The organism is Synechococcus sp. Cruz-7E5, assembly GCF_024345995.1.
Lineage (GTDB): Bacteria > Cyanobacteriota > Cyanobacteriia > PCC-6307 > Cyanobiaceae > Regnicoccus_A.
Map to the genome: position 1 here is coordinate 25,625 of NZ_JAGQCE010000010.1, position 23,825 is coordinate 49,449.

23 protein-coding genes are annotated in these 23,825 nt (G+C 67.0%); 7 read left to right on the forward strand and 16 right to left on the reverse strand.

Features of this window, described 5'->3' with window-relative positions:
- Window positions 1-9 precede the first annotated feature (9 nt).
- The gene (locus KBY77_RS11415) at window positions 10-2,328 is read left to right on the forward strand and encodes an FdhF/YdeP family oxidoreductase (protein ID WP_399212743.1); all 2,319 of its coding nucleotides are present in this window, start codon (window positions 10-12) and stop codon (window positions 2,326-2,328) included.
- Here the strand turns inward: KBY77_RS11415 and KBY77_RS11420 are convergent.
- From KBY77_RS11420 to KBY77_RS11435, 4 genes are all read right to left on the reverse strand, one after another.
- Window positions 2,273-3,658, reverse strand: a complete 1,386-nt coding sequence (locus tag KBY77_RS11420) for an APC family permease (RefSeq protein WP_255104479.1) — start codon at window positions 3,656-3,658, stop codon at window positions 2,273-2,275. The two genes, KBY77_RS11415 and KBY77_RS11420, sit on opposite strands and share 56 nt — an antisense overlap.
- Window positions 3,659-3,800: 142 nt before the next feature.
- On the reverse strand, window positions 3,801-4,163 hold the full coding sequence (locus KBY77_RS11425) for a transglutaminase family protein (protein WP_255104481.1): 363 nt from the start codon (window positions 4,161-4,163) through the stop codon (window positions 3,801-3,803).
- Window positions 4,126-4,314, reverse strand: coding sequence for a hypothetical protein (locus KBY77_RS11430; RefSeq protein ID WP_255104483.1), 189 nt, complete (start codon window positions 4,312-4,314; stop codon window positions 4,126-4,128). The genes KBY77_RS11425 and KBY77_RS11430 overlap by 38 nt, the downstream gene beginning before the upstream one ends.
- Window positions 4,315-4,343: 29 nt before the next feature.
- Window positions 4,344-5,756, reverse strand: a complete 1,413-nt coding sequence (locus KBY77_RS11435) for a glutamine synthetase (RefSeq protein WP_255104485.1) — start codon at window positions 5,754-5,756, stop codon at window positions 4,344-4,346.
- Here KBY77_RS11435 and KBY77_RS11440 point away from each other — a divergent pair.
- A complete protein-coding gene (locus KBY77_RS11440; RefSeq protein ID WP_255104487.1) occupies window positions 5,755-6,408 on the forward strand; it encodes a cysteine hydrolase family protein in 654 nt (217 codons plus the stop codon). The genes KBY77_RS11435 and KBY77_RS11440 overlap by 2 nt on opposite strands.
- Before the next feature lie 13 nt (window positions 6,409-6,421).
- Here KBY77_RS11440 and KBY77_RS11445 read toward each other — a convergent pair whose 3' ends face one another.
- From KBY77_RS11445 to KBY77_RS11460, 4 genes are read right to left on the reverse strand one after another with little or no spacing between them, the layout of a single operon-like run.
- Complete coding sequence (locus KBY77_RS11445; protein ID WP_255104490.1) at window positions 6,422-7,498, reverse strand: GTP 3',8-cyclase MoaA; 1,077 nt, start codon at window positions 7,496-7,498, stop codon at window positions 6,422-6,424.
- Between the two features lie 34 nt (window positions 7,499-7,532).
- Window positions 7,533-8,213: a molybdenum cofactor guanylyltransferase gene (locus KBY77_RS11450; RefSeq protein WP_255104492.1), complete on the reverse strand. Its 681-nt coding sequence runs from the start codon at window positions 8,211-8,213 to the stop codon at window positions 7,533-7,535.
- Window positions 8,179-8,952: an alpha/beta fold hydrolase gene (locus KBY77_RS11455; RefSeq protein WP_255104494.1), complete on the reverse strand. Its 774-nt coding sequence runs from the start codon at window positions 8,950-8,952 to the stop codon at window positions 8,179-8,181. The genes KBY77_RS11450 and KBY77_RS11455 overlap by 35 nt, the downstream gene beginning before the upstream one ends.
- Window positions 8,949-9,491, reverse strand: a complete 543-nt coding sequence (locus KBY77_RS11460; RefSeq protein WP_399212748.1) for a phosphate-starvation-inducible PsiE family protein — start codon at window positions 9,489-9,491, stop codon at window positions 8,949-8,951. Before KBY77_RS11460 ends, KBY77_RS11455 begins: the two co-directional genes overlap by 4 nt.
- 154 nt (window positions 9,492-9,645) lie before the next feature.
- Here KBY77_RS11460 and KBY77_RS11465 point away from each other — a divergent pair, with 154 nt between their 5' ends.
- Complete coding sequence (locus KBY77_RS11465; protein ID WP_255104496.1) at window positions 9,646-11,844, forward strand: molybdopterin oxidoreductase family protein; 2,199 nt, start codon at window positions 9,646-9,648, stop codon at window positions 11,842-11,844.
- 3 nt (window positions 11,845-11,847) lie between these two features.
- Here KBY77_RS11465 and KBY77_RS11470 read toward each other — a convergent pair whose 3' ends face one another.
- The 7 genes from KBY77_RS11470 to KBY77_RS11500 form a co-directional block, all read right to left on the reverse strand.
- A complete protein-coding gene (locus tag KBY77_RS11470) occupies window positions 11,848-12,405 on the reverse strand; it encodes a Crp/Fnr family transcriptional regulator (protein WP_255104498.1) in 558 nt (185 codons plus the stop codon).
- Window positions 12,406-12,446: 41 nt separating this feature from the next.
- A complete protein-coding gene (locus KBY77_RS11475) occupies window positions 12,447-13,280 on the reverse strand; it encodes a nitrate ABC transporter ATP-binding protein (RefSeq protein WP_255104500.1) in 834 nt (277 codons plus the stop codon).
- Window positions 13,281-13,300: 20 nt separating this feature from the next.
- Window positions 13,301-15,328: a nitrate ABC transporter ATP-binding protein gene (locus KBY77_RS11480; RefSeq protein ID WP_255104503.1), complete on the reverse strand. Its 2,028-nt coding sequence runs from the start codon at window positions 15,326-15,328 to the stop codon at window positions 13,301-13,303.
- A 2-nt stretch (window positions 15,329-15,330) separates the two neighbouring features.
- Entirely contained in the window at window positions 15,331-16,161 is an 831-nt protein-coding gene (ntrB, locus tag KBY77_RS11485) for a nitrate ABC transporter permease (RefSeq protein WP_255104505.1), read from the reverse strand.
- 39 nt (window positions 16,162-16,200) lie between these two features.
- Window positions 16,201-17,511: a CmpA/NrtA family ABC transporter substrate-binding protein gene (locus KBY77_RS11490; protein ID WP_255104507.1), complete on the reverse strand. Its 1,311-nt coding sequence runs from the start codon at window positions 17,509-17,511 to the stop codon at window positions 16,201-16,203.
- Window positions 17,512-17,705: 194 nt separating this feature from the next.
- Entirely contained in the window at window positions 17,706-18,161 is a 456-nt protein-coding gene (locus tag KBY77_RS11495) for a nitrate reductase associated protein (RefSeq protein ID WP_255104509.1), read from the reverse strand.
- Complete coding sequence (locus KBY77_RS11500) at window positions 18,158-19,186, reverse strand: anthranilate phosphoribosyltransferase (protein WP_255104644.1); 1,029 nt, start codon at window positions 19,184-19,186, stop codon at window positions 18,158-18,160. Before KBY77_RS11500 ends, KBY77_RS11495 begins: the two co-directional genes overlap by 4 nt.
- A 124-nt stretch (window positions 19,187-19,310) precedes the next feature.
- On the opposite strand from KBY77_RS11500, the gene KBY77_RS11505 reads away from it, so the two are divergent.
- On the forward strand, window positions 19,311-20,891 hold the full coding sequence (locus KBY77_RS11505; RefSeq protein ID WP_255104511.1) for a ferredoxin--nitrite reductase: 1,581 nt from the start codon (window positions 19,311-19,313) through the stop codon (window positions 20,889-20,891).
- Here the strand turns inward: KBY77_RS11505 and KBY77_RS11510 are convergent.
- Window positions 20,815-21,294: a hypothetical protein gene (locus KBY77_RS11510; protein WP_255104513.1), complete on the reverse strand. Its 480-nt coding sequence runs from the start codon at window positions 21,292-21,294 to the stop codon at window positions 20,815-20,817. The genes KBY77_RS11505 and KBY77_RS11510 overlap by 77 nt on opposite strands.
- 118 nt (window positions 21,295-21,412) lie before the next feature.
- On the opposite strand from KBY77_RS11510, the gene KBY77_RS11515 reads away from it, so the two are divergent.
- The 3 genes from KBY77_RS11515 (at window position 21,413) to KBY77_RS11525 (ending at window position 23,800) form a co-directional block, all read left to right on the forward strand.
- Complete coding sequence (locus KBY77_RS11515; protein WP_255104514.1) at window positions 21,413-22,711, forward strand: CbiX/SirB N-terminal domain-containing protein; 1,299 nt, start codon at window positions 21,413-21,415, stop codon at window positions 22,709-22,711.
- Complete coding sequence (gene cobA, locus KBY77_RS11520) at window positions 22,708-23,523, forward strand: uroporphyrinogen-III C-methyltransferase (protein WP_255104516.1); 816 nt, start codon at window positions 22,708-22,710, stop codon at window positions 23,521-23,523. Before KBY77_RS11515 ends, cobA begins: the two co-directional genes overlap by 4 nt.
- A gap of 100 nt (window positions 23,524-23,623) precedes the next feature.
- A complete protein-coding gene (locus KBY77_RS11525; RefSeq protein WP_198949737.1) occupies window positions 23,624-23,800 on the forward strand; it encodes a hypothetical protein in 177 nt (58 codons plus the stop codon).
- The last annotated feature ends 25 nt before the right edge of the window (window positions 23,801-23,825 follow it).

Below are 23,825 nucleotides of genomic sequence, written 5' to 3' on the forward strand. Positions count from 1 at the left end.
CCTGAAGGAGTGGCCGTCGCAGCGAGCATCGTGAAGGCAGAACCGCCCGGATCCAGCGGCAACCCCAGCGTGGGCGGCGGCTGGCCCGTGATCGAGGGCTGGGCCAAAGCCACCCTCTCGCCCCGCGGCCCGCTGCTCTGGCAGACCCTGCTGCACAAGAGCGCCTGCCTCTCCTGCGCCTGGGGCACCGGCGGTCAGAACGGCGGCTTCGTCGATGAGCTGGGTGAACCGCTGCAGAGGTGCCTCAAGAGCGTGGAGGCGATCAGCGCCGAATTGCAGCCCGCGGTGCCGGAATCCGTCTTCTCCGGCCGCAGCATCAGCGAGCTCCAGGGCCTGAGCTCCCTGGAGGCGGACCGGCTCGGCCGGCTCAGCCACCCCCTGATCCTGCGCGAAGGCCGCAGCCACTACGAACGCCTCGCCTGGGACGACGTGCTTGAGCTGGCCGAGGCCGCCTTCAAGGTGCCGCCGGAGCGGCTGGCCTCCTACAGCTCCGGCCGCTCCTCCAACGAGGCCGCCTACCTGCTGCAGCTGCTGCTGCGGGCAATGGGCTCGAACAACCTGGCTGACTGCTCCGATCTATGCCACGCCCCCTCCACCGTGGGGCTGGGCGAGGTGTTCGGCTCGGGCACCTCGATGGTGAGCCTGGAGAGCCTGCAGCAAGCCGACTGCGTGGTGCTGGTGGGCTCCAACGCGCCGGCCAACCACCCGCGGCTGATGAACGAGCTGATCCGCCTGCGTGAGCGCGGCGGCAGCGTAATCGTGATCAACCCGGTGCTGGAGGTGGGGCTGCTCAAGTTCGGCTCGCCCGCCTTCCCGATCAAATCAATGCTGCGGGGATCGGAGATCGCCTCGCTGTTCCTGCAGCCGGTGCCGGGCAGCGACACGGCCGTGTTTGTTGGGATCCAGAAGGCGTTGCTGGAAACCGGCCACGTGCGCCATGACTTCCTCGCCGCCCACACCGAAGGGTCCGAGGCGGTGCTGGAGCAGCTGCGCGCCACCGCCTGGGAGACGATCACCACCTGCTGTGGCCTCAGCCGTGAGGAGATCGAGCACGCCGCCGCCGTGATCGCCCGCGCCAGGGGCGTGGTGTTCGCCTGGGCGATGGGCATCACCCATCACGCCAACGGCACCAACAACGTGCACGCCATCGCCAACACGGCCCTGCTGAGCGGCAACGCCGGCCGGAGCGGAGCGGGCACGATGCCGATCCGCGGTCACTCCAACGTGCAGGGCTTCGGCTCGATGGGCGTCACGGTGAAGCTGCGCGCCGAGATGCAGAAAGCTCTTGAGGCGCTGCTGGGCCGCCCGCTCAGCCGCGTACCCGGCTACGACACCCGCGCCCTGATCGGGGCCGCCGAAGCCGGTGCGGTCGACACCCTGCTCTGCCTGGGCGGCAACCTCTGGGGCGCCAACCCGGATTCGGAGCAGGCCCGCCGCGCCCTCGGCCGTATCGACACCGTTATCTATCTGGCCACCAAGCCCAATCAGGGACATTTCCATGGGCTTGGCACCCGCCAGACCCTGGTGCTGCCGGTGTTCAACCGCTTCGAAACACCGCACCGCACCACCACCGAAGCGGGCAACAACTTCGTGCGCCTCAACGAACCGGGTCACACCCACCTGAAACGAGCCGATCTGATCAGTGAAGTGGGCTTCCTGGCCGAGCTGGCCAGGCGTCTGATGGGCACCGACCCGATCGACTGGGGCCAGCTGCAGGATCCCGTCTATGTGCGCCAGCTGATCGCCCGCACCGTGCCCGGCTACGGCCCGATCGCCACGATCGATGCCACCAGACGCGAATTCAGTGTGGAAGGGCGGGTGTTCGAGCGGCCCAGCTTCCCGACCCCATCAGGGAAAGCACGGATGGCCCCCACACCCCTGCCGGCGCTGACGCTGCCTGAGCCGGCCCAGTTCGGCGGCCTGGCGCCGGGAGAAACCGGCCTGGTGCTGGCCCTGATCACCGCCCGCAGCTACTCACAGCACAACACGGTTGTCTACAAGCCGGGCGATGCCTACCGGGGCATGCCGCACCGCCAGACAATCCTGATGAACCGGGCGGATCTGGCCCGCTCAGGCCTGACGGCCCACCAGCGCGTGACAGTACAGGGCGAAGCCGGAAGCCTGAAGGGGATCGAAATCATCCCCGGCGAGATCCGCGAGGGCGCCGCACTGATGTTTTACCCGGAGGTGAATGCGATCATCCGAGCCCCGGTGGATCCCCGCAGCGGCACGCCGGCCTTCAAACGGGTGCCGGTGCTGGTGCGGGGCGGGATCAGGCCGGCGGCGATGGCGTCAGGCGCCGCGTCAGCCGGTGCAGGGGAAAGCTGAGCAGGATCAGGCCGAGGGCGCCGGCGCTGTTGGCGGTGTCGTTGCGGATTGCGGCGATCAGGAAGGCGAAGGACCCCAGCCACACGATCGCGGCGCTGATCGGATAGCCAGGATCGCGGAAAGGACGCTCCAGATCCGGCTCCCGCCAGCGCAGCAGGACCAGGGAGGTGATCCCGCTCAGGTAGAGCAGCACGTAGAGAAAGGAGGCAATGCCCAGCAGGATCGTGAAGTCGCCGAAGATCACCAGAAGGCCGGCGCTGGCCGTGGTCACCACCAGCCCCAGCACGGGGGTGCCGCTGGCGCTCACCGCAGCGAACTGGGGCAGGAACAAGCCCTCGCGGCTGAGGCCGAAGAGGATGCGCGGCGCGCCCATCACCACGGCATTGACGAGCCCGAACGAGGAGATCAGGGCCAGCACCACGATCAGCTGAGCGCTCCAGGCCCCGAAGATCACCTCGGCCGCATCGGCCAGAGGCAGCACCGACCCGGCGATCCGCGAGACCGGCAGCAGCCGCAACAGCGCCAGATTCACCAGCAGATACAGCCCCGCCACGCTGAGCACACCACCCACCAGGGAGCGGGGCAGATCCGAGCTGGGCTCGGCGAATTCCTCGGCGAAATAGATCGGGCTGTGCCAACCGTCGTAGGTGGTGATCACGGCCTGCATGGCGAACACCACGCCGATGCCGAGGCTGATGCCTGAGGCCGCAATCGGCTCAGCGGAGCCTGTGGCATCCAGCAGCGGTTCGGCCAGGCCCGCCAGATCTCTGAGAGGGGCATGCAGGAAGCAGGCCGTGATCAGGCCGAGGAAGGCGATGGCCTTGCCGAGGCTGAGGATCTTCTGGCTGAGGCTGCCGGCCTCCAGGCCCAGCTGCTGGATCAGGGCGAAGGCCAGCAATACCAGCAGGGCCACCGCTTTGCTGCCCACGGGCAGGGCCGGCAGCAGACCGATCGTGTAGTCGCCAATGGTCACAGCCACCCAGGCCAGGCCGGCGCAGTGCCCTACCCAGTCGATCCAGCCCACGGAGAAGCCGGCCTGATCCCCCAGGGCCCGCCGGGCATATACGGTCCAGCCGCCGGCACGGGGCAGGCTGGCGCCCAGCTCAGCCACCGCGAGCGCACCGAGCAGGGCATAGAGCGCACCCGCCACCCAGGCAGCCACGATCAACGGGGCGCTGCCCAGTTGCGCAGCCACCAGCCCCGGCGTGCGCAGGATGCCGGCACCCACGGTGCCCCCCACCGCCCCGGCGATCCCGAAGCTCACCCCCAGGATGTGCAGCAGGGTGGAAGGCGGGGCCGGTGGGGCCGCAGCCTGGTCGGGTGAGGACATCGAGCACCTGGAGATCAGCGCGGGATCCGAGCCGGCTCCCAGCTTGGGCGAGTCTGCTCGCTGGTGAGAATGCCTTCCGTCTTGGCTGCAGAACACCTCCCCCAGCTAGTTGTGTAGTCCCACCAGGCGTGGTTCATGGCTGTCAGTCGGGCAGGGACTGGCGCAGGGCAGCCAGGGGCTCTGCGAACACATGCGGATCGGTGCGCTCACCGGGGAGGCGCGCCGAGTAGGCCAGAGAGAATGCCGGCGGCTCGAAGCGGGTCGCCACGCCCTCGCGATCGCCGCGAGCATCGAGCGGATGCCAGCCGAAACCGGGCAGCGCCACCCAGTTGAAGCCATGCAGGGCGAAGGGCGGGCCGCTGTCGTCGAGACAGAGGCGCTGATAACCGAAGCCAGCCGGGATCCCGTTCGCCCGCAACAGGGCCGCCAGCAGATGGCTTTTGGCGAAGCAGATACCGCTGCGCTGCTCAAGCACCTCCGAGGCCGTCGAAGCTGTGGCGCACACGGTCGCGGACCCAGAGAAAGCAACGCTCGGCAACCTGCAGCTGGGTGCCATCGCCCAGTTGCCGCGCCAGTGATCGCACGACGGGTGTGCGCCAGTCAACGATCGCGCTGCTGGCCAGATGCTCTTCGGCTGGTGTGGTCGTTGGACTCAAGCTGGTCGTGAGGCTCGGCTCGTTCATGCTCAAAGACCGGTTAGGGGCCAGGCGCGGGTGGAGGCGATCAAGGCCTCGTCGGGGAGGGCCTCACTGCGGCGCACCTCAGCCCGGCGTGACTCCGCCACGGTGCGCTGCAGAGCCTCCCCCATGGCCTCCCTCAGCACCGGGCTGGCCTCGAACGCCCGCACCGCCTCCGAGAGGGTCTGGGGAAGCCTCGGGGCCACGGCGGCAGACGCGGCGGCGGGATCGCCCGAAAGCGGCGGCGGCAGGGGCCTGGGCTGCTGCAGGGCGTTCTGCGCCATCGCCAGCACAGACCCCACCAGCAGATAGGGGTTGGCGCTGAGATCGGCCACTTTGAGCTCCAGATGGCCGGGCTCGCCCCCGCCGGCCGGCACCAGGCGCAGGGCCGCCTCCCGGTTCTCCACCCCCCAGACCTGGAAAGGCGCCGCCCAGCGGCCCGGGGCCAGCCGCTTGTACGAGACCGCCAGGGCGCAGGCCAGGGGCATCAGGGCCGGCAGCTGCTCCAGCAGACCCGCCAGCAGCGCTTCCCCCCGGGCAGTGAGGCCAGCGGTGCCCGTGCCGCCACCGAGAAGGGGCACACCCTGGTCCGCCACGCTCAGGTGCAGGTGGCCGCCATTGCCCACCAGATCAGCCGTCACCACAGGGGCAAAGCTGCAGATCCAGCCGAAGCGACGGCTCACCTGCTGGATCACCAGGCGCGCCGCCACCAGGCGATCGGCGGCCTCGAGCGGCGGCGCCGGCGCCAGCGACAGCTCGAACTGGCCGGCGCCGTACTCCGGGTGCAGCTGCAGCCAGGGCAGCTCGGCCGCATCAAGGGCCTCGGCTACGGCAGCGAGGTAATCGAAGCCCTGCACCAGGCGATCAGCGCCGTAGGGGCCTCCCACCACCGCCGGACTCCAGCCCCCGGCACCGCCAACCGGCTGGGGCAGCCCCACCATCCACTCGATCTCGAAACCGGCCAGGGCGCTCAGGCCGGCAGCCGCAAAAGCCGCCTGCTGCCGGGCGCAGAAGCCGCGCTGATCCAGGGCATAGACCTCACCATCGCGGCCATGGCGGACGCCCGGAGCCCAGGCCCAGCCGGAGGCAGGGTCGAGCGGGCGCAGCGCGGCGAGATCGGGCTTCAGGCGCAGGTCGCCATCAGGGCGGGCCAGGCTCTGCTGCGGATCGATCAGGCCGGTGGCTCCGAAGGCATCGGCCACAGGTGAAAAGCCCACTCCCTGGCTTGCCACCAGCGCCAACCGCTCCAGCGGCACCCCCTTCACCAGCACCGATCCGGCGTGATTCACGAAGGTGATCGCCAGCCGGAGCAGGCCGCGCTCCAGCAGTTCCGTGATCTGGGCAGTGGCGCTGGGGAGGTCCGGCACGGCAAGGCAGCCACGGGCCCGCAAATCATTGCCCGATTCAGTGACAGAGGCCATGGTGGAGGCCGCGGTCCCTGCTCCATTGGCTCCCACGGCCCTGCTCCTGGTTGACATCCAGAACGGCACCTGCGGACCGGCCGGTCCCACCAGCAGCGCTGGAGCCACTCCCCTCGCCACGCTGCCGCAACCGCGGCAGCCAGCTCGGCCGCCCGGCTTCGACGCCCACTTCCAGGCGGCGGTCCTGCCCCGGCTGGAGCAGGCGCTGGGCCACGCCCGCTCGAGCGGCCTGGAGGTGATCCACACCGTGATCGCCAACCTCACCGCCGACGGCCGCGACCGCAGCCTCGATTACAAGCGCTCCGGCCTGGGCTTTGCCCCGGGCAGCTGGGAGGCCCGGGTGATCGAGGCCCTTGCTCCTTGGCCCGATGAACTGGTGCTGCCGAAGAGCTCCTCCTCCCCCTTCAATTCCACCAGCCTCGATTACCTGCTGCGCAACATCGGCATCACCGAGCTGGTGGTGGCAGGCCTGCTCAGCGATCAATGCATCGATCACACCGTCAAGGACGCCGCAGATCGCGGCTACGACGTGATCTGCCTGATCGATGCCTGCATGGCCGAATCAGCCGAGCGGCACCGGGCGGCCCTCAGCTGCTTTCGGGGCTACTGCAGGCAGCTCTGCGTGGCTGAGTTCATCAGCACGTTGGCTTGAATCCCAGCCTCATTCACCCCCCCAGGTAGGCCATTTCTGCATGGGAGCGTTGGGTTGTGGCAGGCCCTGAAGAATGCTCTTCGGCGCGCTCCTCGCTGTAACGGTCGTGGCGTCGGCTCCAGAGACTCCGCATGGCCCTGCTCAGAGTCTCCCCAGCGGCTGAAGGCGAGCGCAACCAGGGCTTGAGATCCAGGCCACTGGAGGCGAACAGGCAGGTGTAGGCCACCCCGTCGGCGGTGATGCGCAGCCGGTCGCAGTCGCCGCAGAAGGGGGCCGAAATCGAGGCCACCACGGCCAGATGCCCCCCACCATCGCGGTAGCGCCAGCGGCTGGCCGTGCCATGGGCCTGGCGACCCAGGGGCTCAAGGGGCCAGTGGGCGCCGATCCGGCGCACCATCTCGGCTGCGGGCAGCACCAGATCCGGCTGCCAGCCATTGCGGTTGCCCACGTCCATGAACTCGATCAGCCGCAGCTCGATCCCCCGTTGCCGGGCCAGCTGTGCCAGGGGCAGCAGCTGATCCTCGTTGCGGCCGCGGGCAATCACGGCGTTGAGCTTGAGAGCACCACTGGCGGGATCAAAACCAGCGCCAGAGGCATGGTCGAGGGCCCTGAGCACCTTCTCGAGCACGGCCTCTCCGGCCATTGCCCCGCCGGCGAGGCCCGCCATGCGCGCCACGCTGGCGCCATCAGTGCCATCGAGGCTCACGGTGATCCGATCCAGGCCCGCTGCCCGCAGTTCCCGGGCCCGCTGGGCGCTGAGCAACACCCCATTGGTGGTGAGGGCGATCTCGCTCAGCCCCGGCGAACCTGAGCCGTCCCGGGCTCCGCGCAGGGGCCTCAGGGCCTCCACCAGCTCCTCCAGACCCCTGTGCAGCAGGGGCTCACCGCCGGTCAGCCGCAACCTGCTGAAGCCCAGCTCCGCCGCCGCGCTCACGAGCCGGAGCCGCTCCGCGTGGGTCAGCAGCTCCGGAGGGTCATGGCTGTCCGGGCAGCAGTAGGGGCAGGCAAGGTTGCAGCGGGCGGTGAGGGAGAGACGCAACACTCCTGGCGGGCGGCCCAGTTGATCGAGGAGAGGGGTCGGAGCTGCCACATCTGCCCGGCCTGGGCGGCCGGCTGCCGGTGGCTCAGCCTGGCGCAGACCTGCTGAAACCGTCGCCTGGCCCTGGCTGGCAATCCCCAGGCGTGTTGGCATTGAGCAGCTGGGCTGGATCAAGCTCCACGGCACTGACGCAGCGGGTCTGCTCGAGCCAGCGCAGCAGGCTGCGCCCGCCCCGGCCGGTGAAGGCCTCCGCCGCCGCCCGGTTGGAGGGGGTGGCCGGATAGAGACCCAGCAGAGGCTGCAGCCGGCGGCCATCGTGGGCCAGATGAATGGTGTCGGGATCGAAGCCGGCCTCGGCAGCCGCCACCAGGGCCCGCAGGCTCTCGAGCTCCAGCCGGGGCATGTCGACAGGGGCGAGCAGCAGGCGCTGGCCGGGGTGCAGCGCCATCAGCCTGGTGAGGGCCAGCAGCGGCCCCTCCCGGGGGGGCGGCTCCAGCAGCACCTCGATCTCCAGCCCGAGCCGCTCGTTCAACTCACGGGCAAGGTGGCCGTGGGCGCGATGGCGACTCACCAGGGTGAGCGGCGCCCCGAGGCCGGCCAGCAGCCGCAGGGCCTGCTCCAGCCAGGTGCCGCCGTCGGGGTGGCTCAGCAGGGCCTTGTCGGTGCCCATGCGCCGGCTGTCGCCGCCGCTGAGCAGGCAGGCCCGCAGCGGGGCCGGCTCCGGTCTGGGGTCAAGGCGCGACGGGCCGCCGGCTGATCCGCTCATGGACGAACTGAAGCACGGTCGCGATCACGGCTCCTTGCTCGCCATCACGGAAGAGCTCATGGCCGCTGCGCTCGAACCAGGCCATGCGCACCTGCTGCTCGGGAGTTCCCAGTACTGAAGCGAGCAGATCCGCGGCGGCGGGGGCCACCACGCGGTCAGCCCGGCTGTGGAGAATCAGAACCGGCAGGTGCACATCAGCCAGGCGGCGGCGGACCACCACACTCAGCTGCAGGAAGGAGAGCAGGGCATCCATCGGCACCCAGGGATAGCTGGTGTCGCTGGACGCGAGGGCAGGGTCGGCGTAATGCCTGGGCAAGGGCCAGCGGGGCAGCAGGCGCCCCAGCAGTGGCGTCAGGAACTCGAAGGGACGTCCAGGCGCCAGGGGGGAGGCCAGCTGGATCGGTGCCGCCGCCAGCACAAGGCTGTCGATCAGCTCCGGCTGCTCGGCAGCCAGCAGTGCGGCCAGCAGGGCACCCATGCTGTGGCCCACCACGATCACCGACCCGGCGCGGGCGCGTAAGTCATTGAGTGCAGTCCTGGCGTCTTCCAGCCAGTCAGGCCAGCTGACTCCCGAGAGGGCCTGGGGGGAATCGCAGCCGTGGCCGCGCAGCATCGGCACCTGCACCGCGATTCCGATCTGGATCAGGGCTGGCTCCAGGGCGCTGAAGGTGGCTGTGCTGCCGCTGAAGCCATGCAGCAGGAGCAGACCAACCGGGCCCCCGAGGGGCTGGCAGCTCACTGTTTAAAGAAGGGCCCCGACCTCATCCGTTCGGAAACCTTGGCTTCCGGATCCACCCCGGCGAAGGTGGGCGGCAGCCAGACCCTCACCACCATCAACACGGCCATCGTGATCAGGAACATGCAGACCGCCAGGATCTGGTGCCAGTCGGTTTCCAGCACACCGTTCACGATCACCTCCCGCAGCACCGACACGATCGCGATCTCCACAGACACGCCGATCGACACCCTCTGCTCCTGCAGATAAATGATCAGCAGGCGGAACAATTCCACCAGGATCAGGATGAAGAGGATGTCGGCTGTGATCGCGTGGAACTGCGGCGCCGAGAGCAACGTGGAGAAGAGGATGCGCATCTGCAGCACCATCACGCAGAACAGGCCCACACAGAGCGAGACCGCGATCAGATCCTGAATCGCCTCGAGCGACTGGACTATCTGGACACGGCGGAACTGCTGGTACCAGGGCACCACGCTGGGGGGTGGGGCGAGTGGCCGCTCGACGGTGATCGGATCGACGGCATTGGGGATGCTCGTGCTCACAGGGTTCAGGCTCTCGTGCCGGGGATCAGTGGGCGAACCTTAGGCGGCATTTTTCTTATGGGTCAACCGGCAATTGATGAGCTTCGTTGATTGGCGCCATAGGCCTTGCGCTCACTCCGACTTCGCCCGTCTCCAACGCAGCCCATGGGTCAGCATGGAGAGCGACTCCCGTTGCACCACCTGCCCAGTGCCCGCTCCATCCAAGGCTCAATGCCCCTACTGCGGGGTCGGCTGTGGACTGGAGCTCAAACCACTGGCAACGGACACCAACCATCCGGACACCCCAGCCGAAGCCGCAGCCCCAGCCGAGGCGATCTGGACCGTCCGGGGTGACCGGCAGCATCCCTCCTCCCTCGGCCAGGTATGCGTGAAAGGGGCCACCGTGGCCGAAACCCTGCACCACAACCGCCTGACCACACCGTTGTGGCGCGAGCAGCGCGACCAACCCTTTGAGGCGATCAGCTGGGAGCGGGCCTTCACGATTCTGGTGGAGCGGATCCAGGCGATTCAGGCTGAGCGGGGGTCCAGCGCCATCGCGATGTATGGCTCCGGCCAGTTCCTCACCGAGGACTACTACGTCGCCAACAAACTGATCAAAGGGGCCCTGGGCACGAACAATTTCGATGCCAATTCACGGCTGTGCATGAGCTCCGCGGTGTCGGGCTACAAGCTCAGCCTGGGCTCCGATGGCCCCCCCTGCTGCTACGACGACCTCGACCTGGCCGAAACGGTGGTGCTGATCGGCACCAACACGGCCGAATGCCATCCAGTGCTGTTCCAGCGGCTGCTCAAGCGCAAGCGCCGCCAGAAGGAGGCGCTGCAGCTGATCGTGGTCGATCCCCGTGCCACCGCCACCAGTGATGTGGCCGACCTGCACCTGGCCATTCGCCCCGGCACGGATCTGGTGCTGCTGCACGGAGTGGGTCATCTGCTGCTGGAGCGGGGCGCCATTCACCCTGAGCGGGTGGCAGCCACGGCCGACGGCTTCGCTGAGCTGGCGGCCCTCTGGGCCGGCTGGACACCGGAGCGGGTCTGCGCCCTCTGCGGAATCGAGGAGGAGGCGCTGCGCCGTCTGGCGTCGCTCTGGGCCGCCAGCTCCGGGGTGCTCAGCCTCTGGTCGATGGGTGTGAACCAGAGCGTGGAGGGCACCGCCACCGTGTCTGGGATCATCAACCTGCATCTGGTCAGCGGCCAGATCGGCAGAGCCGGCGCCGGCCCCTTCTCGCTCACCGGGCAGCCCAATGCCATGGGCGGACGGGAAGCCGGCGGTCTGGCCGCACTGCTGCCTGGGTACCGCTCGATCCATGAGGCCAGCCACCGCTCCCAGATCGAGCAGCACTGGGGCTTTCCCCCAGGCACGATCTCCGAGCGGGATGGCCTCACAGTGTGGGAGCAGATCGAGGCGATGGAACGCGGCGAGCTGGGCCTGTGGTGGGTGGCGGCCACCAACCCGCTGGTGAGCCTGCCCTGGCTGGATCGGGTGCGACAGGCAGTGGCCCGCTGCCCAATGGTGGTGCTGAGCGAGGCCTACGCCGGCACCGAAACCGAAGCGGTGGCCCATCTGGTGCTCCCGGCCGCCCAGTGGAGCGAAAAGGTGGGAGTGATGACCAACTCGGAGCGCCGGGTCACCCTGTGCCAGGCCTTCCGGGAACCCCCGGGCGAAGCCCGTCCCGACTGGTCCATCTTCGCGGAAGTGGGCCGGCGGCTGGGCTTTGGCCAGCAGTTCGCCTACGGCTCCTCAGCTGAGGTCTACGCCGAGTTCGCGGCGATCACCGCCGGGCGGGTCTGTGACCACAGCGGTCTCAGCCACAGCCTGCTGGCCGAGCACGGACCCCAGCAGTGGCCCTTCCCGGCCGGCACGGCGGCGGGAGGCGGCCAGGCGCGGCTGCACACCCAGGGGGTCTACCCCACGGCCAACGGCAAAGCCCGCCTGGTGGCCCAGCAACCCCTGGGGCTGGGGGAGCCGCCGGATACCGGCTTCCCCCTGGTGCTCACGGTGGGGCGCTACCTGGGCCACTGGCACACCATGACCCGCACCGTCCATGTGGAGCGGGTGCGCCGCAGCCACCCCGAGCCCCTGCTGGAGATCCACCCGGCTGACGCCGAGCGCTGCAACCTCGACGATGGCAGTCTGGCCCGGGTGAGCTCCCGCCGCGGCGATCTGAGCGTGAAGGTGCAGATCAGCGATCGGATTCGCCCGGGCACAGTGTTCCTGCCGATGCACTGGGGTGCCGCCCAGGAGCAGGCCTGTGAAGCCAACCGGCTGATGCATGCCCTGGGCTGCCCGATCTCGAAACAACCCGAACTCAAGGCCGCCGCCGTGCGGGTGGAGCGGGCCGAGACAGCTGGCTAGGAATCAGCCGATCGGCAGCATCGCCTCCACCAGCTCAGGCGAGAGGCGCAACACAGGAGGGCCACTGCCGGCGGGATGGTCGTCCACCAAGCCCGACTGACGCAACCGCGTGAACATCTTGGTGACGGTGACGCGGGTGTTGCCGATCAACTCAGCCAGGCGCTCATGGGTGATCCGGATCGGCAGCTCGTACCAGAGGCCATTGCGTCGTCCCATCCGCTCCACCAGCAAAGCCAGCAGCGCCCTCAGTCGCTTTTCGGTATCGGGGTGGTGGCGGATCATCAACAGCTCCAGGGTCCAGGTGCTGAGATCCGTGAGATCGCCCAGCTCTTCCCTGCGCTCGACCCGCTCGATCTGCACCAGGGTGAGGGCTTCAAGGCCAACCCAATCGCGACGAAGGTTCAGGGCATCGCAGACATCATCCGGCTGCAGAAAGCCGATCGTGATTTCCTGGCCAGAGGAGGCCAGCAGAAACACCCGGAGAATGCCGGAGAGGACCCGCATCGGCGAGGTGGCGGCAGCGTGGCCGCCATCAAGCAGGAGAGTCTGGCCGACCGCCATCGACAGCTGGCAGAACGGCGGCTGATCGGGAAGTGCTGTCCTCACGTGTCGTCGTGGGCGAAACGGCGGTAGAGAAAATCAAGGGCTCGGTTGCGGTAGTCGAAGTATTCAGGAAGCTCCATCAGCCGGGCTCGATCGCGGGGCTGCGGGAAGGGAAGGTCAAGGATTTCGCCGATCTTCGCCGCCGGTCCATTGGTCATCATCACCACCCGATCCGCCAGGAACAGGGCCTCATCGATGTCATGGGTGATCATCAGGACGGTGACCTTGTGCTCGGCCCAGATCTTGAGCAGCTCTTCCTGGAGCTCCTCCCTGGTGATCGGATCAAGAGCGCCGAAGGGTTCATCAAGCACCAGCACCTTGGGTTGCAGGGCCAGGGCCCGGGCGATCGACACCCTCTGCTTCATGCCACCGGAGAGGCTCCCTGGCTTCTTGGCTGCGGCTTCGGTGAGGCCCACCATCGCCAGATGCTTCTCCACCAGGGCCCTGGCCTGGCCGTTGCGCTTGAGCTCAGGGAAAACGCTGTTCACCGCCAGAGCGATGTTGTCGTAAGCCGACAGCCAGGGCAGCAGGCAATAGTTCTGGAACACCACCATGCGATCGGGGCCTGGCTCCACGATCGGTTCTGACTCCAGCCGCACCTGTCCCGTGGTGGGCTCGCGAAAGCCGGAGACCATGTCGAGCAGGGTGGATTTGCCGCAACCGGAGTGGCCGATCACGCAGATGAACTCCCCTTCACGCACCTCGAGGTGAACATCATCAAGGACGGTATAAGGGCCGTTGGGTGTGGGATACACCTTCGAGACCCCATCGATCACCAGGAACGGCTCCGATCCCTTGGTGGTGGCTGCTGTCGTGGAGGGAAGAGTCTGCATCGGTTGAAGGGTTAAGGAGCTCAGCGGAGCGACGCAGCTGGCTCGAGGGAGCTGGGTCTGGCGGGCAACGGGACTGTTTCGTAACGGATGGGTCCGGCGGTCGGCAGTTGCTTGAGGTAAGCGATCGGATCGTTGGGATCCAGGAGCTGGTTTTCGAACAGCGGCACAGGCAGCAGACGCTGGCCATTGGCGCTGGGCTCAGCAGGGAAGTCGGCGCTGGCCTGGGCGAAGAGATCCGGTCGCTGGACGCGATCGAGCACGTCTCTCCAGTTCTCGGGGAAGGCGCTGATCCCCCAACGGGCCAGTTGGGTCAGGATCCAGAGGCCGTCGCGACTGGAGGGAGCATTGACCTGGGCGCCGAAGAACTGATTGAACTCCGGAATCAGCTCAGGGGTGCCGGTACCGCGGTCGTAAGGATCGACAAGGCCGGGAAGGAGCGTGTCCAGCTCAGTGCCCACGTACTCCCGACGCGACAGCAGTGCGGCCACCTCCGGGCGATTGTCGGGGTCCTGGCAGTACTGACAGGCCGCCAGCAACGCCTTGATCAGGGCCTGGTGGGTGCGGGGATGGGCGGCGGCCCAGTCTTCGCGGACACCCAGCACCTTTTCGCAGTGGCCGGGCCAGAGATCGGCATCGGTGGCGATCACCGTGCCCAGCTGTTGCTGAACGGCACGGGTGTTCCAGGGTTCACCGACACAGAAGCCATCGATGCTGCCCGCCTTGAGCGTGGCCACCATCTGGGGCGGCGGGATCACGATCAGGCTGACGTCGCGGTCTGGATCGATGCCGCCCGAGGCCAGCCAGGCCCGCATGATCAGGTTGTGCATCGACGCGGGGTGCACCATCGCCAGCACCGGCTTGCGCTGGGGATGGGCAACGATCCAGGCCTTGAAATCGGCCAGGCTGCGCACCCCGGCTTCATGGAAGCGGCGGTGCAGAGTGATCGCATTGCCATTGCGAGTAAGGGTGAGGGCCGTGACCATCGGCAGCGGCGACGTTCCCTTGCTTCCCAGAGTGATGGCCAGGGGCATGCCGGCCACCATCTGACCACCATCGATCACACCCTGGCGCAGGTCGGCCTCAAGAGTTTTCCAGTTAGTTTCCCGCCGCAGGCTGACCTGATCCAGGCCGTACCTGGCAAAAAATCCCTTCTCGTGTGCCACCACAAGCGGGGCACAGTCGGTGAGGGGAATGAAGCCGAGAGTGACGTTGATCTTCTCGAGGTCATTGGCGGCAATGGCCGCCGAGGGGTTGAGGCGCTGTTTGCGGGCTTCCTTCTGCTGGGTGAGGAACTGAACCACCTCACCCCGCAGGCTGTAGTAGCGGGGATCCTTCACCACGGTGAGGTGGGTGCGGGGCCGGGGCAGGGGCACGTCGAGAATCTGACCGATATAGGCCTCTGGCCCATTGGTCATCAGCACCACCCGGTCGGAGAGCAGCAGTGCTTCATCGACATCGTGGGTGACCATCACCGTGGTGACCTGGGCCTCCTCACAGATGCGCATCAACTGCTCCTGGAGATTGCCCCGAGTGAGGGCATCAAGGGCACCGAAGGGCTCATCCAGAAGCAACAACTTTGGCCGCAGGGCAAGGGCCCGGGCGATTGCCACCCGCTGCTTCATTCCTCCAGAGATTTCATGGGGGAATTTCTCGGCAGCAGCCGTCAGACCCACCAGCTTGATATTGTAATCAATGATGGATTCACGCTCCTCTCTGGAGGAGACACGCATCACATTATGGACAGCAAGAGCTATATTCTGCCGGACGGATTTCCAGGGGAGAAGTGAGTAGTTCTGGAACACCACCATCCGGTCTGGCCCAGGCTCTGTCACCTCCCGGCCATTCATCAGGATGCCACCTTCGCTGGCACGAGTGAGGCCAGCGAGCAGATTGAGCAGCGTCGACTTGCCGCAGCCGGAGTGACCCACCAGAGAGAGGAATTCCCCATCAGCAACGTTCAGAAAAATATCCTTAAGGGCTACGTAGGTGCCACCATCCTTGAGAGGAAAGGCCTGAGTGACGTTGTCAACGGTGAACAGAGCAGGCATCGTCAGTGTCCTCCACTGACCTTCGAGCCCGCGAAGGCCACAAGGCGATCGAGAGCCAGGCCTACAATCCCGACATAAACAATCGCCAGAATGATCTGACTGGCACTTGTATCTCCACCAGCATTGTAGGCATCCCAGATGAAATAGCCAATTCCACCGTCAGCTTTGAGCATTTCCGCCGCCACGATCGCCAACCACGCCAGACCCACGGCAATGCGTAGGCCGGTGAACACATAAGGAACGGTAGCTGGAATCACGATCTCCCGGATGTAGGAGCGTTTGCGCAGGCGCAGCACCCTGGCCACGTTGGTGTAATCCTGAGGAATCTGGCGGATGCCCACGGCCGTGTTGATGATCACAGGCCAGATCGAGGTGATGAAGATCACGAAGACTGCCGATGTATTGGCGTCCTGGAACACCATCAGGGCAATGGGAAACCAGGCCAGAGGTGGAACCGTGCGCAGTACCTGAATCACCGGGTCAAACCCCTTACCGATGAAGCGGTTGAGGCCAAGAAGTCCACCGATGGCGATACCCACGATTCCCGAGAGCCCGTAGCCGATCGCCACCCGCTGCAAGGAGATCAGAATCTGCCAGCCAAGGCCCTTGCTGGTCCCCCCGTCATCAAAAAAGGGATCGCTGATGTAGGGATCCCAGGTGTCCGCCACCACCTGAATGGGTCCTGGCAGCCGGGCCGCTCCAAGGATGCCTGAGAGCAACTGCCAGCTGATCAGAAAGGCCCCGATGCAGATCACATAGGGAACCACTGCTTTGAGAATGGCGGAACTGAACGGGCGGGGGCGCCGCCGGTCGAGGGGAGCAGTGAGAGTCATGAATTAGGCGTTGGTGAGTCGGGCAGGATCCCGATCAGGTCAGGCCAGAGCTTTGAATTTGAGCGAGTCGAGGTAGGCCTTGGGATTCTCCGGGTCGAAGACCACACCGTCAAAGAATGTTTCCTTGCCTCGGGAATCGGAGGCGGGGATGGCCTTCTCCTGACCGATGGCGATGGCAGCTTCCTTCCAGAGATCGGAGCGGTTGACCTTGTCGATCAGGCTCTTGGTATCCGTGGTCTGGGGGAGATAGCCCCAGCGAATGTCTTCGGTGAGGAACCAGAGGTCGTGACTCTTGTAGGGGAAAGAGTGGGAATCGGTCTCCTTCCAGAAGTGCATCCTCAGGGGTGAATCGGTGACACTGCGTCCATCACCAAAGTCGAAAGTACCAGCCAGGCGAGGCTTGATGTCTTCCACATTGCACTTGAAGTACTTATCCTTCGACGTAATCTCGCAGAGTTCCTGGAGGTTTGCAGGATCCTGACACCACATCTGGGCTTCCTGGACAGCAATCAGCATTGCTTTGGTTGCCTTGGGGTTCTTGTCGACCCAGTCAGCGCGAATCGAGAAGGCCTTCTCGGGGTGATCCTTCCAGAGTTCACCGGTGATCGCACCGGTGTAGCCGATCTTCTTGTTGACGGTCCGCTGGTTCCAGGGTTCACCCACGCAGAAGGTGTCCATGGTGCCGGTCTGAAGGTTGGCCACCATCTGGGCCGGAGGCACCACCACCAGATCCGCCTCCGAGACCGGATTGACACCGTTGGCGGAAAGCCAGTAGCGCATCCAGAGATCGTGAGTGCCGCCAGGGAAGGTCATGGCAGCCTTGAGCGGCTTGCCTTCAGCCTTCTTTCGGTCGGCGATCTCCTTGATCTTGGGACTTTGAAGCGTAACCTTTTCCTTAAGGAATTCATTGGACAGAGAGAGGGCCTGGCCATTCACATTGAGCCGTGCCAGGAGATACATGGGCAGCGGCTTGCTGGTCTTGGTGATGGTCCCCGCCGTGAGCAGGTAGGGCATCGGCGTAAGGATATGGGCGCCATCAATACCACCTCGATCAGAACCCAGCTCGAGGTTGTCCCGGGTGGCGGCCCAGGAAGTCTGCTTCACCACCTTCACATCGGGCATGCCGTGCTTGGCAAAGAAGCCCTTTTCCTTGGCGATGATCAGCGGTGAGGCGTCCGTTAGGGCAATGAAGCCCAGAGTGGCCCCCTTCACCTCTGTATCACTTCCCCCAGCAGCAGTCGGAGCGGTGGTCGTTTCCGACTTCTTACCACCGCAGGCACTCAACCAGACCGCACCAGCTGCCGTGCCGGCTGCGGTAACAAGGAATCTACGGCGTGAAAGATTGGACATGGAGCCTGGAACGGTTGGGGAAGTGTCGGGCTGCGATGAATCGCAATCCGGACGGGCTTCGCAATCAAGCGCACCGAACCGGGGAAATGCTGGCGCTCAGGCTGACCAACGCACTCAGATCATCACGAACGACCACCCCTCGGGGTGTTCATTGATACCAACAACAGGGAATGAGGACGGTTCTCTGCGCCTGGCTAGAGGCCGAACTCCCGCAGGGCCCGGGGAAGATTGCGGTGCTCATGACCAGGATGGCTGAGCTTCACCAGGGCAAAACGCTGCAGCTCATCCAGGGATTGCCACTGGCTGGGCTCGAGGGACGCACCCAGCTGGGCGCAGGCGGCCTGCAGCCGCTCGGGAATGACCTCTGCCTGCTGCCAGTCGAGGCCTGCGGCCGGTTCAATCCCCCGGGCGGGGCCATCGGCAAGGGTGGCCGTTCGCCCCTGCAACCAAAGCCGCAGATCACTGATGGCTCCGGGGTGATCCGGCCACGCCAACAGCTCGGCCCGCTCACCCGCCGTCAGGGCATTCCAGTGGCTCAGCCGGAGTTTTACGCCGGCCAGATCGAGCTTGCGGCGCACCGCCATCGGCAGGCAGCGCAGATCAGCAACGAAATCGTCTTCGAACGCGAAGCAACGGTCGTGCAGGCTCATGCCGAAAGCTCCTGACGCAAACGTTCGCCGCTGCGGGCCGCCAGCAACCCCCTGGCCTGCTCCAGTCCGGCTTCGAGGCAGTCGCAGCGGTCTGCCTGCCACCAGTACACCGCCAGATTCCAGAGCAGGGCATCGGCCAGGGGACCCACCCCCACCAGAGCCGCCAGGGCCTGATCGCGCCAGATCTCCAGGTTCTGCCAGGCCACCTCCTGGGCGGTGATGCCGTGATCGCGAGGATGCAACAGGATCCGGGTGATGGTGCCGTGGCGCAGCCGGGCCGAGATGCCTGCCCTGGTGGTGGGCAGGTCGGTGGAACCCTCCAGGCCCTTGACCGTGTACACATCGGTTTCACCGGCATGGCCGAGGGCTTCCCAGGCCCGGCTTTCCGTGGGGGGATGCACGAAGCCACTCACCAGCAGGTGCGGCCCCTGGTGAGGCGTCCAGAGCAACTCCAGGCTGGCCACCGGCGGCCGCTTGCCGATGGCGTCGCGGACCGGCAGCAGACGCTCGGCTCGCGGGAAGTGATCAGCCTGGTGGGTGAGGGCCAGGCCATGGCGATCCAGCCGTTGTTGCACGGCCTCCAGGCTCAGCCCTCGCCATTCGATCCCCAGGGCGGCGAACAACTCCGCCAGGGTGACGCCGTATTTCACCGGCATGGGGCCGCCGCCATGCAGCACCACGGGCTGATCCGCCGACGCCAGCACCAGGGCCAGCAGCGGCAGCACCGGTGCCGTGCGGTTGCGGCCGTCGTAGGGAGCGCCAAAGCAAAGAGGGCTGCGCCCCGGGGTGACCAGGGTGGGCCCCAGGGCGCGGTAGCTGTCGAGCATGCCGGTGAGCTCGATCGGTGACGGTCGGCGAATGCGGTGGGCGATCAGAAAAGCCCCCAGCTGGGCATCGCTCACCTGGCCCAGAAGCATCAGGTCCATGGCCTCGCGGGCCTCGGCGCGTGTCAGCCCCGTGCTGGTGTGCTCGCCGCTGCCCACCTTGGCCAGCAGCTCACGGAAACGCACCGCCTCGGCAGGCATCGGCGGCCGCCTTGGCAACTCCCCACGGATCCCCTGTGGAGCCATGTTTGGTAAAGCTTGCAACAGGATGACGGGGCTCGTGCTGAGACGCTAGTGGGTCAGGTCTCAGCATTCGGGAGCCACCGTGAGCGCAGCTCAAGCATCCGCCGAGGGGCCAGCGTCCCAGGCCTCCAGCAGCGCAAAGTTGAACAAGGTGGAGAAGGCCAAGGCAGAGGCATGCGGGCTGGATCTGGCCCCGCGCCTGGCTGAACTGGGAGCCGCGGGATGGGAGTCCCTGGATGAGGCCACCCTCACCATCCATCTCAAATGGCTGGGCATCTTTTTCAGGCCCGTGACTCCGGGACGCTTCATGCTGCGCCTGCGGCTGCCCAACGGTGTGATCAGCGCCGATCAACTGGAGGTGCTGGCCGACGTCATCGATCGCTGCGGCGAGCACGGCAGTGCCGACATCACCACCCGGCAGAACATTCAGCTGCGGGGCCTGCTGCTGGAGGACATGGCCCCCCTGATGATCGCCCTGGAGTCAGTGGGGCTCACCAGCCGCCAGTCAGGCCACGACAACCCTCGCAACGTCACCGGCAATCCACTGGCGGGTCTGGATCCGGAGGAATTCCTCGACACCCGCCCCCTGGTGGACGCCATTCAGGAGGCTCTGCTGGGACCAGACGGCCCTCGCAACCTGCCCCGCAAGTTCAACGTGGCCGTGGGCGGGGCGCCCGACAGCTTCCTGCTGCACAACGATCTCGCCTTCCTGCCGGCCCATCACGGCGGTGAGCTGGGCTTCACGGTGATGGTGGGCGGATTCTTCTCCGCCCAGCGCAACGAGCTGGCCGTTCCCCTGGGGCTGTGGCTGCGAGGCGAGCAACTGCCTGCCTTCAGCCTGGCGGTGCTGCGCCATTACGAGCGGGAAGGCAGCCGCGAGAATCGCAACAAGACCAGGTTGATGTATCTCATCGACGCCCTCGGGCTGGAGAACTACCGCTCCCAGGTGCTGGACACTTTCGCCGAGTTCGTAGGTGTGGAGGAAGCCGCCGCCACCCCCGCCCATGACGGCTCCCATCTGGTGTGCCAGGCCCCACGCGACATCTGCGGGGTCCACGCTCAGAAGCAGGAGGGACTGCACTGGGTTGGCCTGCACGTGCCGATGGGGCGGCTGGAGGCCGCCGGCATGGTGGAACTCGCCCGTCTGGCCCGGGAGTACGGCACAGGCGAACTGCGGCTGAGCGAAAGCCAGAACGCCCTGATCGCCAATGTGCCCGAGGGCAGGCTGGATGCCCTGCTGGTGGAACCCCTGCTGGAACGCTTCCAGGTGACCCCAGGGGCCCTCCAGGCAGAGGCGGTGAGCTGTACTGGAAACCGCTACTGCAGCTTCGCTCTCATCCCCACCAAGAGCACGGCCCAGGCGGTAGTCGACGAACTGGAGCGGCGTCTGGAGCTGCCCCATGGGGTGCGCACCCACTGGACCGGCTGCCCCAACGCCTGCGGCCAGCCCTATATGGGCCAGATCGGCCTGATGGGCGCCAAGACCCGGGTGGATGGTCAGATGGTGGAAGCCGCCAAGATATTCCTTGGTGGCGCCATGGACGCCAACCCCAAACTGGCGGCCCTGCACGACAAGGGCGTGCCCCTCAGCGAGCTCCCAGACGTGCTGGAGGCGTTGCTGGTGGAGCACTACGGCGCCCGCCCGCGCGTGGCTGTGAGCTGAGAACGCCGCGGCGGGGTGCCCCGCCACCCCAGCCCCAGCGGAACCCACGCCGGGGTTCGACGGCAGCCTGCATGCTCCAGCTCGCATCAAGGGCCATCAGGCCCTGGCGGTCGTCGCAGGACTGACCGCCGTAGAGCAGGGCGGTGATGCGATCAGGGTCGATCTCCAGCGCCGCCACTTCCTGCCAGAGCCGGCGGGTGAGCTCCCGGTCGGCGCGCACGAACTGGGCTTCGGCCAACTGGCGCACCAGGGTGAACACCAGCTGCTGCTGCTTGAGCTCGGAGAAACTGGCCGACGACTGACTCCTTGGCCCGGCGCCGGTGCGGACACAGGCTCCTCGATCCATCGGAAGTTCAGTGGTGGCGTTGTCCATGGCGTCCTTGTCCTGACGGCTGTATCTCATTCCTTGCTAGAGGGGCTCTGGCACCACGCCAGTCCTGACCCATGAAACGTATCAATGGAGACACTTTGCCGCTCAGGGCAGGTTCCGGGCGGCACCTGATGGCGCAGGAACAGCCCCAGTGACACCTCTTCCCTCCCAGCTGCCGCCTGAAGGCAGCCAGGAGCGCTGGCCCTGGCTGCAGCGTCTCAGGCGGTCGGAAGCGGTGGCCACAGGCCCCTGGCTGGATGCGCTGGAACAGGGCCTGCTGCCTGCGGCCAGTGACCTGATGGCGGTGCTGGTGGAGAAGCTCGATGGAGCTGGATCAGCCCGTCTGCTGCGCTGGTGGCTCAGCCTGCCCGACACCAGCGAGCCCGCCGAGGTGGCCCAGCGACAGGAGCTGCTCGATCTGATCGGTCGCCGCCGTGATCCCGCCTGCGCTGCCCAGCTGCGAGGCGCCGTGGCTGAGCGGCCGAATGTGTCCCTGCTGCCCCTGCTCGGGCACCAACGCGACAGCCAGGACTTTGCCCGTCTCGAACATCTGGCCCGTCAGCCCGGCCCGTCTCCGTTGCGTCGCGCCGCCCTGGAAGGCCTGGCCGTGGGACTGAGCGTCTGGCCCCAGGCGGCGCTGCAGCAGCTGCTGCTGGAGCTCTGCAGCGACCTCGATGGAGCGCTCGCCTCCCAGGCCGTGGATCTGCTCGCCCGCCTGCCAAGCGGCCGCCAGGGGCTCGAGCAGGTGCTGGCCGGACCCCTCGACCCTGGGGCCGAAGCCCGGGCCCGGCGGCGGCTGGCGGCCCTGCCCCGCAGCCCGCTCCTGCTGGTGGTTCATGGACGCGCCGGGGGGGTGATCCCCGAGGAGCTGCAGGCCCTGGCCCTCAACCTGGAGCGTCGCCGGCGCGCTCCTGTGCGTCTGCAGCCACTGAGCGGCAGCGTGGCTCAGCCCGATCCCGCCGCCCCAGGGCTGGGTAACGCCCAGCGGCCGCTCACCCTGGTGCCCCTGCTGCTGCTCCCCGGCACCCACGTGCGCCACGACATCCCGGCGATCGCGGCGGCCTGGCGCCGCCGCGGCCCGCTGCGGCGGATGCCCTTCCTGGGGGCCTGGCCCAGCTGGCAGGCGGCGATCGCCGCCGAACTGGCTGATCTGGCGGCCAGCCACGGCCAGGAATCGCCGCCGCTGTTGCTGCACCACCCGCTAGAGCGGGGCCTGGCTGACCGCTATCTGGCGCACCTTGCGCGCCGCTGTTCAGCGACTTGTCAAGCAGCTCCATACACTGCGACTGATCTCGAGGACCTGACTCTGGCAATCCGCGGCGCTGCCCTGCCCCTGGCCCTGGCCGCGAACCGGCTCACCGAGAGCCTGCCCGCTGCGCTGGGGGCCCCGCTGCTGCAACGTCCACGCTTCCAGGCCCTGCTGCTCGATCAGCTCGAGGCCCTGCCATGAGCGCAGGCACGGCAGATCCTGCGCAGCCAGCTGTCGAGCCTCTGGGCACCGTGTATCTGGTGGGTGCCGGCCCGGGCGATCCCGAGCTGATCACGCTCAAGGCCCACAGGCTGCTGCGGTGCTGTGATGCCCTCGTCTACGACTCCCTCGTGCCGACGGCCCTGCTGGATCTGACCCCGGCAGGCTGCGAGCGGCACTTCGTGGGCAAGCGCCGGGGGCACCATTCCGTCCCCCAGCCGAGCACCAACGCCGTGCTGGTCGACCTGGCCCACCGCCACCGCACGATCGTGCGTCTGAAAGGCGGCGATCCATTCCTGTTCGGCCGGGGCGGCGAGGAAGCGGCCCACCTGGCCAGCCATGGGGTGCCGGTTCAGGTGGTGCCGGGTGTCACCGCCGGCATCGCCGCACCTGCCTACGCCGGCATCCCGGTCACCCACCGCAAAGCGGGCTCCAGCGTCACCTTCGTGACAGGCCATGAGGAGATCGACAAGGGGCGGCCCGGGGTTGATTGGCGGGGCCTGGCCCGCAGCAGCGATGGACTGGTTATCTATATGGGGCTGCACAACCTCCGCCGCATCTGCGATGAGCTGATCGCCGGTGAGCTGGCGCCAGACACCCCCGCAGCGGTGATCCAGCAGGGGACCGTCAGCGGCCAGCGGCAGTTGGTGAGCACCCTGGGGGAGCTGGCTGATGCGGCCGAAGCCGAGGGCTATGGCTCCCCCTCGATCGTGGTGATCGGCCATGTGGTGCTCGAGCGGGTGGCGGCCTGCGCGCCCCCACCAGCGGATGTGGAGATGCCGATCCCGTTCTGAACCGGATGGCTTGGCAGAACGCCCTGCCGTGGGACGGGGTACGGCAAGCCGCCCACAGGGGACCGCCCACAGCTTGTAACGTTATGTAAAAATACCTTTCATGAACACCTCCCTCTCGCGCGAATTCTCCACAGCCGTGCACTCACGGGCCATCGACAACTGCAACGACATCGAGGAGCTGCGCCAGGTTGCCAAGACCCTGCTGCGCGCCTGGCAGCTCCAGGCCGACTTCACGGCCGACTACGGCGCCAAACTGCTGAACATCAAGCCCCGCTGACCAACCGGCCCAACACCAGCGGCCG